This window comes from Burkholderia sp. Ac-20349 (assembly GCF_017104865.1).
Classification (GTDB): Bacteria; Pseudomonadota; Gammaproteobacteria; order Burkholderiales; family Burkholderiaceae; genus Burkholderia; species Burkholderia aenigmatica.
Genome location: NZ_JAAGPM010000090.1, coordinates 20835 through 32445, shown reverse-complemented (window position 1 = coordinate 32445; position 11611 = coordinate 20835). Strand labels below are relative to the sequence as shown.

Below are 11611 nucleotides of genomic sequence, written 5' to 3'. Positions count from 1 at the left end.
ACGCACTGGCATCGGACGAGCACGTCCGTCGCTATCGCGCGCTCTGGGTTCGCCAGGGTCCGCTCGAAGGCAGCACGGTCGCCGTCGCGCAGGGCGTCGCGTCGCAGCAGCGCGGCGCAGCCGTCGATTCCAGCGCTAGCCGAACTGGCCGATAGGGCCTGATCGCCCATCGCGGCCGGCTCGTCGCCAACGACGGCCGGCCGGGCGCCGCGACGCCCGCCGGCTGTGGCGGGCCTCCCATCTCCTGGCTTCCCGGGCACACACGAACCGCGCATTTTTCATTCAGCTATTTGTAATAAACAGACGAATAATTCGAAAAAATAGCGGAATCGCCATCAAGTTGTGCGGTGCACGGTCGTAAATGCACCGGGTGAAGCAATGCTTCGAGCCAACGGGCCGGGCCCGTTCATGACGCAACACAGGATGGATGATGGTGTTCAGGAACCTGACAATTCGCGCGCGCATCGGTTTGACGATGGCATTTCTGGCGGTGCTGCTGGGTGTAACCGGCGTGCTCGGGGTGTACGGCATGACGCGCTCGAACGATTCGACGCGCGATATTTTCACGAACCAGATGCCGAGCGCGGTCGATGTGGCGATGGCGGAAATGTATGCGGCCCGCGAGCGTCTTGCGCTCGACCGCGCGGCGCTGCTGGCCGGCACGCCCGATGCGGCGGCCGCCGTCGAGCGTAGCCGCGCGATGCGCACGCAGGCCGACGCGTGGTGGCAGAAATACCTGGCGCTGCCGCGCGGGCCCGAGGAGGATCGGCTCGCGCAGGACGTCGTCGCGAAGCGCGAGGCGATGCAGCACGGCTGTGACGCGTTCGCGAGCGTCCTTGGCGCGGATCAGCGCGATCGCATCGGCGACGGCGCCAAGCAGCTCCAGGTGCTCTACAACGACCTCGCGGTGGCCAGCGAGGCGCTGCGCAACTTCCAGTTCACCGATGCGCAGGCGAGCTTCAATCATGCGGAATCGGCGTTCGACACGCTGCGCGTGCTGTCGATCGTCGCGCTCGTGGCCGGGATCGGCGCCGCACTGGTGTCGTGGTTGACGCTGAGCCGCGCGATCGGCCGTCCGATTGCCGACGCGCTCGCACATTTCGACGCGATTGCCGCCGGCGACCTGCGCCGGCCGATCGTCGTGGACCGGCATGACGAGATGGGCCAGCTTCTCCAGGGCCTGGGCAAGATGCAGCGCGGGCTCGTCGACACGGTGCGCACCGTGCGCGGCGGCAGCGAGTCGATCGCGACCGCGGCGCGCCAGATTGCGGCCGGCAACATCGATCTGTCGTCGCGCACCGAGGAGCAGGCCGCTGCGCTGCAGGAAACCGCATCGAGCATGGAACAGCTGACCGGGACCGTGAAACAGAACGCGGACAATGCACGCCAGGCCAGTTCGCTGGCCGCGAATGCGTCGGAGATTGCAAACAAGGGCAATACGGTGGTCGGCCAGGTGGTCGGCACGATGGGCGAGATCAACGACAGCTCGGCGAAGATCGCGGACATCATTGCGATCATCGAGGGAATCGCGTTCCAGACCAACATTCTTGCGCTGAATGCAGCGGTCGAAGCCGCGCGGGCAGGCGAGGAGGGCCGAGGTTTCGCGGTCGTCGCGGGCGAGGTGCGCAGCCTGGCCCAGCGTTCGTCGACTGCGGCCAAGGAGATCAAGGTGCTGATCGACGCGTCGGTGGAGCGCATCCGGTCGGGTTCCACGCTGGTCGACGAAGCGGGGCGCACGATGAGCGACGTGATCGGTGCGGTGCAGCGCGTGACGGACATCATGGGCGAGATCGCGGCGGCGTCCGAGGAGCAGAGCGGCGGGATCGACCAGGTGGCGCGTGCGGTCGCACAGATGGACGAGGTCACGCAGCAGAATGCGGCGCTCGTCGAAGAAGCCGCGGCTGCCGCACAGTCGCTCGACGAACAGGCCGGGCGTCTGCGTGAAACAGCGGCGGTATTCCAGCTCGACGACGACACGTCACGCTCGGGCGCCGTGGCACCGGTTGCGGTGCGCCACGCGCCGCGTGCGCCTTCCGTCGCGGTTGCCATGCCCGTCGAGACTGACGTTGCGCAACGCGCAACTGCCGTGCGCGACGATCGCGATGCACCGCCGAAACGCGTGGCCGCAGCGGCGCCGATGCGCAAGCCCGTCGCTGTCGCTGCTGCGCCCGCGCAGTCGGCCGTGACCGCGGACGCGGATGACTGGGAGACCTTCTGATTCGCGCGTGCCGCGCATCTATCCCCATTTGGTGACGAACGACGCCCGCGACATGCGGGCGTCGTCGTTTCTGCGCCGGAAAAAAATGTGACAGGCGATGTGCATGAATGACGATCGTGCATCGTCGCGTGCGTCGCGTGACCTGCATCGCCGGATGCGTGCGCAGCTGCATGTGACGTTCCCGCATCCGTCGTACGGGTATCTCCGTAAGGGCGCTGCGAAAAAAATTTGTAACGGCGCGCGCGACGTGTCGTCGCAAACGGCTGCTCGAACGTATAGGGATGAAGGGGGGAAGTGACGACGTCGGATGTGTCCAACGCACAAGACGTTCCGTCGTTCGACGAGACGTGACGGATGCAGTTTCTGCGGCTCGGGAGATCGATTGTAAAACGACGAAATGTGTCGTCCAAGCGGTGTTGTCGAGAATGACGAACTTCATACGAAGAGTTCGTGAAAAAAAATAAGAAAGGGTTTAGGATGAATTCGAACGCGCTTGCTTCTGCGCAGTCGTACGAAGGCAGGCACGTCTTCAGACTCAGGCGAGGGAGGTAGCATGGATATTTACAGCAGCTTCGCGAACCGCTTCGAAAAAACGCGAGAGGAAGAGCTCTCGCTGGAGGAGTATCTCGCGCTCTGCAAGAACGATCCATCCGCGTACGCGACGGCTGGTGAACGCATGCTGGCAGCAATCGGGGAACCTGAACACATCGATACCCGCAACGAGCCGCGCCTGTCGCGGATCTTTGCGAACAAGGTCATCAAGGTCTATCCGGCATTCCGTGAGTTCTACGGAATGGAGGAAGTGATCGAGCAAGTGGTCGCGTATTTCCGTCACGCTGCGCAAGGGCTCGAAGAGAAGAAGCAGATCCTCTATCTGCTGGGTCCGGTGGGCGGCGGCAAGTCGTCGATCGCCGAGCGTCTGAAGCAACTGATGGAGCGCGTGCCGTTCTATTCGCTGAAGGGTTCGCCCGTCAACGAATCGCCGCTCGGGCTGTTCGACTACGACGAAGACGGTCCGATCCTCGAGGAACAGTACGGCATCCCGCGCCGCTACCTGAAGAACATCCTGAGTCCGTGGGCCGTCAAGCGGCTGCACGAATACAACGGCGACATCCGCCAGTTCCGCGTGGTGCGCCGCTATCCGTCGATCCTGCGGCAGGTCGGCATCGCGAAGACGGAGCCGGGCGACGAGAACAACCAGGACATCTCGTCGCTGGTCGGCAAGGTCGATATCCGCAAGCTCGAACAGTACGCGCAGGACGACGCCGACGCATACAGCTACTCGGGTGGCCTGTGCCTGGCGAACCAGGGCCTGCTCGAGTTCGTCGAAATGTTCAAGGCGCCGATCAAGGTGCTGCACCCGCTGCTCACTGCGACGCAGGAAGGCAACTTCAAGGGCACCGAGGGCTTCGGCGCGATTCCGTTCGACGGGATCATCCTCGCGCACTCGAACGAGTCGGAGTGGAAGGCGTTCCGCAACAACCGCAACAACGAGGCACTGCTCGACCGGATCTTCGTCGTGAAGGTGCCGTACTGCCTGCGTGTATCGGAAGAGACCAAGATCTACGAGAAGCTGATCCGCAACTCGTCGCTGGCCGAGGCCGTGTGCGCGCCGGGCACGCTGAAGATGATGTCGCAGTTCTCGGTGCTGTCGCGCCTGCACGAGCCGGAGAATTCGAGCCTGTTCTCGAAGATGCAGGTGTATGACGGCGAAAACCTCAAGGACACCGATCCGAAGGCGAAGTCTTACCAGGAATACCGCGACTACGCGGGCGTGGACGAAGGGATGACGGGCGTGTCGACACGCTTCGCGTTCAAGATCCTGTCCCGCGTGTTCAACTTCGATTCGAGCGAGGTCGCGGCCAACCCCGTGCACCTGATGTACGTGCTCGAACAGCAGATCGAACGCGAGCAGTTCCCGCCGGAAACCGAGCAGAAGTACCTGTCCTTCGTGAAGGACGTGCTCGCGTCGCGCTACGCGGAGTTCATCGGCAAGGAGATCCAGACGGCCTACCTCGAGTCGTATTCGGAGTACGGCCAGAACATCTTCGACCGCTACGTCACGTATGCGGACTTCTGGATCCAGGACCAGGAATTCCGCGATCACGATACGGGCGAGAGCTTCGACCGCGCCGCGCTGAACGCGGAGCTGGAGAAGATCGAGAAGCCGGCCGGCATCAGTAATCCGAAGGATTACCGCAACGAGATCGTGAACTTCGTGTTGCGTGCGCGGGCGGCGAATGCCGGCAAGAACCCCGTGTGGACGAGCTACGAGAAGTTGCGCGTCGTGATCGAGAAGAAGATGTTCTCGAACACCGAGGAACTGTTGCCGGTGATTTCGTTCAACGCAAAGGGTTCGGCGGAGGAACAGCGCAAGCATGAGGACTTTGTGAACCGGATGGTCGCGAAGGGCTATACGCCGAAGCAGGTGAGGCTGCTTTGCGACTGGTACCTGCGCGTGCGCAAGTCGTCATGACGCGCGCGGTACCGCGCCCGTACGGCGTCGCCGTACGGGTGTTTTCAGAGACGCCGCCCGCATGACGGGAGACGGCATGTGCGGCGAGCGTCCCGGCATATCGACTTTCGAGCGGGAGACCGGGAGTGCTTCATCAAATCATCGACCGCAGGCTGGCCGGCAAGAACAAGAGTATCGCCAACCGCGAACGCTTTCTGCGTCGCGTCAAGAACTACATTCGTCGTGCCGTGTCCGACGCGGTGCGCGACCGTAGCATCAAGGATATCCAGAGCACGCAGAGCATCACGATCCCGCGCAAGGACATCGCGGAGCCGAATTTTCGGCACGGCCCTGGCGGACGTCGTGAATACGTGCACCCCGGCAACGAGGACTACGTGCGCGGCGACAAGATCCCGCGTCCGCAGGGCGGCTCGGGCGGGGGAGGCAGTCAGGCGAGCAACGAGGGCGAAGGGCAGGACGACTTCGTGTTCGAGTTGTCGCGTGACGAGTTCATGCAGTACTTCTTCGACGATCTCGAACTGCCGCGCCTCGTGAAGACGCACCTGCTGACGGTGCCGAGCTGGAAGAACGTGCGCGCGGGCTGGTCGGCGGAAGGCACGCCGAACAACATCGACGTCGTGCGTTCGTTGCGCAGCGCGCTCGGGCGCCGCATCGCGCTCGGCTCGCCGCTCGTCAACGAGCTGCGCGAACTCGAGGCGCAGCTCGAGGCGATGAAGAGCGATCCGGAAGACCGGCGCGCGGAGATCGCGGTGCTCGAGGCCGAGATCCATCACCTGAAGGGGCGCATCTGGCGGATTCCGTTCATCGATCCGTTCGACCTGCGCTACATCAACCGCGTGAAGCAGCCGCAACCGTCGAGCCAGGCCGTGATGTTCTGCCTGATGGACGTGTCGGGCTCGATGGACGAGCAGCGCAAGGATCTGTCGAAGCGCTTCTTCATCCTGCTTTACCTGTTCCTCAAACGGAACTACGAGCGCATCGAGGTCGTGTTCATCCGTCACCACACGCGCGCCGAGGAAGTCGACGAAGATACCTTCTTCCATTCGACCGAAAGCGGCGGCACGGTGGTGTCGAGCGCGCTCGAGCTGATGCGCAAGGTGATGAACGAGCGCTACTCGCCGACCGAGTGGAACATCTACGGCGCGCAGGCGTCCGACGGCGACAACTGGACGGACGATTCGCCCAAGTGTCGCAAAATCCTGGAAGAGGATATCCTCACGAAGACGCGTTACTTCGCGTATATCCAGGTCGCGCCAGAAGAGCAGAACCTGTGGCTGGAATACGCGCAACTGGCCCTGTCACAGCCGCATCTCGCGATGAAAAAAGTGGAATCGGCTGCCGACATTTACCCGGTGTTTCGCGAATTGTTCGAAAAGCAGGTGGAAACGTCATGACGACCCGCCATCTGCACAACGAGTCGCGCGGCTATGCGCCGCGCCCTTCCGGCGACGACACGGCCGGTCCTGCCGCATCGCAGCAACGCGGGCAGGCCGAACCGTCGCCGCCGGCCGCCGACTTGCCCGGCCCAGGGCAAAAGGAAGCGCGTATGAACGTTGCCGAACGCAAGCCGCTGCCGTGCCCGTCCGATTGGACGTTCGAACTGCTCGAGGAATACGACACGCACATCTCGCAGGTCGCGGAACAATACGAGCTCGACATCTACCCGATCCAGCTCGAACTGATCAGCGCCGAACAGATGATGGACGCGTATGCGTCGGTCGGGATGCCCGTCAACTACCGTCACTGGTCGTTCGGCAAGCACTTCCTGTCGACCGAGAAGAGCTACCGTCGCGGCCAGATGGGGCTCGCATACGAAATCGTCATCAACTCGAACCCGTGCATCGCGTATCTGATGGAAGAGAACACGATGACGATGCAGGCGCTCGTCATCGCGCACGCGGCGTACGGGCACAACTCGTTCTTCAAGGGCAACTACCTGTTCCGGCTGTGGACCGACGCGCACGCGATCATCGACTATCTCGTGTACGCGAAGAACTACGTCGCGGAATGCGAAGAGCGCTACGGGCTCGACCGCGTCGAGGAACTGCTCGATTCGTGCCATGCGCTGATGAACTATGGCGTCGACCGCTACAAGCGGCCGCAGAAGCCTTCGCTGTCGAAGGAAGCCGCGCTGCGGCGCGAGCGCGAGGCGTACCTGCAGTCGCAGGTGAACGAACTGTGGCGCACGCTGCCGGGCAAGAAGCCCGAGCTGATGGAAGAGCAGGAAGACCGCTATCCACCTGAGCCGCAGGAGAACCTGCTGTATTTCGCGGAGAAGAATGCACCGCTGCTCGAACCGTGGGAGCGGGAAGTGATCCGCATCGTGCGCAAGATCGGCCAGTATTTCTACCCGCAGCGGCAGACGCAGGTGATGAACGAAGGCTGGGCGACGTTCTGGCACTACACGCTGCTGAACACGCTGTACAACCAGGGGAAGCTGGAAGACGGCTTCATGATGGAGTTCCTGCATTCGCACAGCAACGTGGTCTACCAGCCGCCCGTCACGAAGCCGTACTACAGCGGGATCAACCCGTATGCGCTCGGCTTCTCGATGATGAGCGACATCCGGCGGATCTGCGAAGCGCCGACGGAAGAAGACTACAAGTGGTTTCCGGAGATCGCGGGCACCCCGTGGCTGCCGGCGATGCACTACGCGATGCGCAACTTCAAGGACGAGAGCTTCATCGCACAGTACCTGTCGCCGAGCCTGATCCGCGACATGCGGCTCTTCTCGGTGCTCGACGACGACATGCGCGATTCGCTCGAGGTGTCGGCGATTCACGACGATTCGGGCTATCAGTACGTGCGGCAGGCGCTGTCGAGGCAGTACGACATCCATCACCGCGAGCCGAACATCCAGGTGTGGGCGGTGAACACGCGCGGCGACCGCAGCCTCACGCTGCGCCACTTCATGACCGACAACCGCCATCTGTCGAACGACAGCGACGAGGTGCTCAAGCACATGGCGCGGCTCTGGCAGTTCGACGTGTTCCTGGAAAGCGTCGACGAGGCCGGTACCGTGCGCAAGCGCTACGAGTGCCGCTACGTGCCGCCGGAGGTCCGGATCTGAACCTCGCCAGCGGAAAGTTTGCATCGGACGCCAGCCTTGCGGCTGGCGTTTTCATATGACGAACGCGTGGCAGGAGAAAAATTTTCTACATCCGGACGAACCCGGAGAGCCTGTTACTTTACATTTCGCTAAAATCCTGTAGCGCCGTGCGCCGGAACCGGTGCCACGTGCGATCGCACGCGGCGGCCCCCAGCCGTCTCGCCCAGAAAGCACTAAAAGGAACTGACCAATCCATGGACGTCCAGACCGACCAAGCTGCGCTGTCCGCGCATGACACCCGGCGGCGCGTGTTCGCCATCGTCGGCGCCTCGTCGGGCAACCTCGTCGAGTGGTTCGACTTCTACATCTACTCGTTCTGCGCGCTGTACTTCGCGCCGGCGTTCTTCCCGAGCGGCAACACGACGACACAGCTGCTGAATACGGCGGGCGTGTTCGCGGCCGGCTTCCTGATGCGTCCGATCGGCGGCTGGCTGTTCGGCCGCATCGCCGACCGCCACGGCCGTCGCAACGCGATGATGATCTCGGTGCTGATGATGTGCGGCGGCTCGCTCGTGATCGCGGTGCTGCCGACCTATGCGCAGATCGGCGCGCTCGCGCCCGCGCTGCTGCTGGTCGCGCGGCTGTTCCAGGGGCTGTCGGTGGGCGGCGAATACGGCACGAGCGCGACCTACATGAGCGAGGTGGCACTGAAGGGCCGCCGCGGCTTCTTCGCGTCGTTCCAGTACGTGACGCTGATCGGCGGCCAGCTGTGCGCGCTGCTCGTGCTCGTGATCCTGCAGCAGACGCTGTCGGCCGGCGAACTGAAGGCGTGGGGCTGGCGCATTCCGTTCGTGGTCGGCGCGGCGGCCGCACTGATCTCGCTGTACCTGCGCAAGTCGCTCGACGAGACGTCGACGACCGAATCGCGCGACAAGAAGAACGCGGGCACGATCCGCGGGGTGTGGCAGCACAAGGGCGCGTTCTTCACGGTGGTCGGCTTTACGGCCGGCGGCTCGCTGATCTTCTACACGTTCACGACGTACATGCAGAAGTACCTCGTGAACACGGCCGGCATGCATGCGAAGACGGCCAGCAACGTGATGACCGTCGCGCTGCTCGTCTACATGCTGATGCAGCCGGTGTTCGGTGCGCTGTCCGACAAGATCGGCCGCCGCACGTCGATGATCCTGTTCGGTACGTTCTCGGTGATCGGCACGGTGCCGCTGATGCATGCGTTGAAGGACGTGACGAGCCCGGTGACCGCGTTCGTGCTGATTACGATCGCGCTCGCGATCGTCAGCTTCTACACGTCGATCAGCGGGCTGATCAAGGCCGAGATGTTCCCGCCGGAAGTGCGCGCGATGGGTGTCGGCCTGTCGTACGCGGTCGCGAACGCGATCTTCGGCGGCTCGGCCGAGTACGTCGCGCTGTGGTTCAAGTCGATCGGCAGCGAGGAAACCTTCTACTGGTACGTGACCGTGCTGTGCGCGATCTCGCTGCTCGTGTCGTGGCTGATGCGCGACCCGAGCAAGGAAGGGTATCTGCGTCACGAGCCGTGACCGGCAGGGCAGTCTCGCGAGGCTGCCCGCATCGACCGGTAACGTTCGACAGGACGGCGCTCCGCCACACCGGCGGCGCGCCGTTTTTTCATGCGTGGCATCTTCGTGTGGACGCGTGCAAGCTCATCGCGGGACGCACGATATCGATATCGCAATCGCTTCGTTGTCCGCAGCGGGCGATGCTTTTATCCTGAGCATGTAGTTCGTGTGACACCTCCTTGACTGGGATTCGCGCCCGCTGCTTGCAGCGGGCGTCTTTTTATCCAGGTTCGCCGACCGGCTCCGTCGCACGCTCGTTTCTTGCGGGACACGAAATATAATGGCGCTCGCGCTGCCCACGCGCGACAACCCATACCAAGATCCCATGAGAGAACAACCAACTTCCCGGCCGTGGCTGACGATTCTCCTGGCCGTCGTCAATACCGCAATTTTCGTGCTGATATGGCGACAGGCATCGTATGGCGAGCTGTCGAACCCGCTGCTGCTCGACTGGGGGGCGAACTTCGCGCCGTATACGCTCACCGGGCAGCCGTGGCGGCTGCTGACAAGCGCGTTTCTGCACGGCAGCTGGACGCATCTTTTACTCAACATGTACATGCTGATCGTGCTCGGCACGGTGCTCGAACGCACCGGCGGTACGCTGCGGTTCGGTGTCGCGTACCTGTTGTCCGCGCTCGGCGGCTCGCTGCTGAGCGCGCTGTGGCATGGCTATCACGAAGTCGGCAGCACCAGTTTCGCGTTCGGTGTCGCGCTGGAGTCCAGCGGGATCCGGCCGGTCGTGAGTGTCGGCGCGTCGGGCGCGCTGATGGGACTGGCCGGCGCGGCCGCGGCATTCGCGCTGCGACGCGGGCGCGACGGCGGCCGCGATGCGCCGGTTGCCATCAATCTCGGCGCGGTCGGGCAGGTGATCGCGATCAACCTGGCATCGGGCTTTTTCATCTCCGGCATCGACCAGGCAGCGCATCTCGGCGGCGTGGTCGCCGGGTTCGTTGCCGGTTGGCTGATGTACGGGGCCGGCCGCTCGACGCGCGTTGCCGTGCCGCTCGTACTCGCGGTGCTCGGCAGCGCGGCGATGTTGTTCGCCGCGCAGCGGGCGGGCAGCGAGGAACTGCAAGGCTGGCGCGTCGCGACAATTCGCGAGGTCGCGCGCGACGCCGCGCAGCGGCAGGCGAAACAGCAGGCGGCCGCGATTGCCGAGCAGATTCGCGACGACGAGCAGCACCGCCCGACGCCCGTATCGGCCGAGCAGGCGGCAGGCGCCGTCGTGCCGGTCGGCAAGTGGCCGTACGCGATGGTGCTGGGCGCGTCGGGCAAACGTCTGTACGTGACCGACATCGACCGGAACGCACTCGTCGTCGTCGACGTCGAGCGGCATGCAGTCGTCCGCACGATCGAAGGCGAGCCGTTCGCGACGGGACTCGACGGCTGCCCGGGCAACATGTGCCGCGGCCGCGGCGCGAGCGGCCTGTACGTGAGCCCCGACGAACGCTACGCGTATGTCGCGTCGATGCGCGAGAACGGCCTCGTGCGCATCGACCTGAACAGCGGCGCGATTGTCGACGGCGTGACGCTCGGGCGGTTCCCGCGCGCGATCGTCGCATCCGCGTCGAACGACAGGTTGTACGTGCTGAACAGCGTCGACGACACGATTTCCGTCGTCAGTCTCGCGCACTGGCCGCAGGTCATCGCGACGCTGCCGCTCGGCGAGCATGACGCGTCGGGCGTCGAGTTCGGCCGCGCGCTGTCGATGTGGCTGTCGCCCGACGGCCGACGGCTGTATGCGTATGCGATGCAGAAGAGCGCGATCGTTGCATTCGATACGGCGACGAATGCGCCGGTGCAGACCTATCCGGTCGATTCGGATTTCATCCAGGCGCAGCCGGCCGCGAAGGGCGCGGGTGTCTGGGTCTACAACGCGTCGTCGATTCAGTGGCGGGATGTGTCGAGCCTGGCCGTACGCGACCGTTATCCGGTCTGCCAGACGTCGGTGCACAGCTTCGACGGCAGCGGCGACGGTTCGCTGATCGCCGTGGGCAGCTACGATGACAAGCCGATGCGCGTGATCAAGACCGCTACGCGCCGCACCGTTGGCGAGTTTCCGGTTGCGGGCGGCGTGTCGCAGGTGATCTTCGCGCCGGATCACCGGGCGCTGTTCGCGCTGGGCGGATCGGGCACGCTGTCGTTCCTGAGCATGGACCGCTCGCTCGACTACCTGCAGGACGGCGGCGACGGCGAGTTCCTGTGTGCAGCGTCCGAGGACGCTGCCGAAGACGGCGGCAGCGAATGACCTCGCGCGCAGGTGCGTGCGG

General features: G+C 64.0%; 6 protein-coding genes and 1 pseudogene. All 7 read left to right on the top strand.

Annotated features, from left to right (window positions below; all coding sequences use genetic code 11):
- Positions 1-143 (top strand): annotated as a pseudogene (locus G3N61_RS39705) (3-deoxy-D-arabino-heptulosonate 7-phosphate synthase); the annotation flags it as partial.
- Positions 144-430: 287 nt separating this feature from the next.
- Complete coding sequence (locus G3N61_RS25710) at positions 431-2218, top strand: methyl-accepting chemotaxis protein (protein WP_205823903.1); 1788 nt, start codon at positions 431-433, stop codon at positions 2216-2218.
- A gap of 553 nt (positions 2219-2771) precedes the next feature.
- Positions 2772-4694, top strand: a complete 1923-nt coding sequence (locus G3N61_RS25705) for a PrkA family serine protein kinase (protein ID WP_043182748.1) — start codon at positions 2772-2774, stop codon at positions 4692-4694.
- Between the two features lie 125 nt (positions 4695-4819).
- Positions 4820-6088 (top strand): YeaH/YhbH family protein, encoded by a 1269-nt coding sequence (locus G3N61_RS25700; protein ID WP_043182749.1) that lies wholly within the window; start codon positions 4820-4822, stop codon positions 6086-6088.
- Positions 6085-7764, top strand: a complete 1680-nt coding sequence (locus tag G3N61_RS25695; protein WP_205823902.1) for a SpoVR family protein — start codon at positions 6085-6087, stop codon at positions 7762-7764. The genes G3N61_RS25700 and G3N61_RS25695 overlap by 4 nt, the downstream gene beginning before the upstream one ends.
- 233 nt (positions 7765-7997) lie before the next feature.
- Positions 7998-9302, top strand: a complete 1305-nt coding sequence (locus G3N61_RS25690; protein WP_043182752.1) for an MFS family transporter — start codon at positions 7998-8000, stop codon at positions 9300-9302.
- Between the two features lie 364 nt (positions 9303-9666).
- The gene (locus G3N61_RS25685; protein WP_089450698.1) at positions 9667-11589 is read left to right on the top strand and encodes a rhomboid family intramembrane serine protease; all 1923 of its coding nucleotides are present in this window, start codon (positions 9667-9669) and stop codon (positions 11587-11589) included.
- Positions 11590-11611 lie beyond the last annotated feature (22 nt).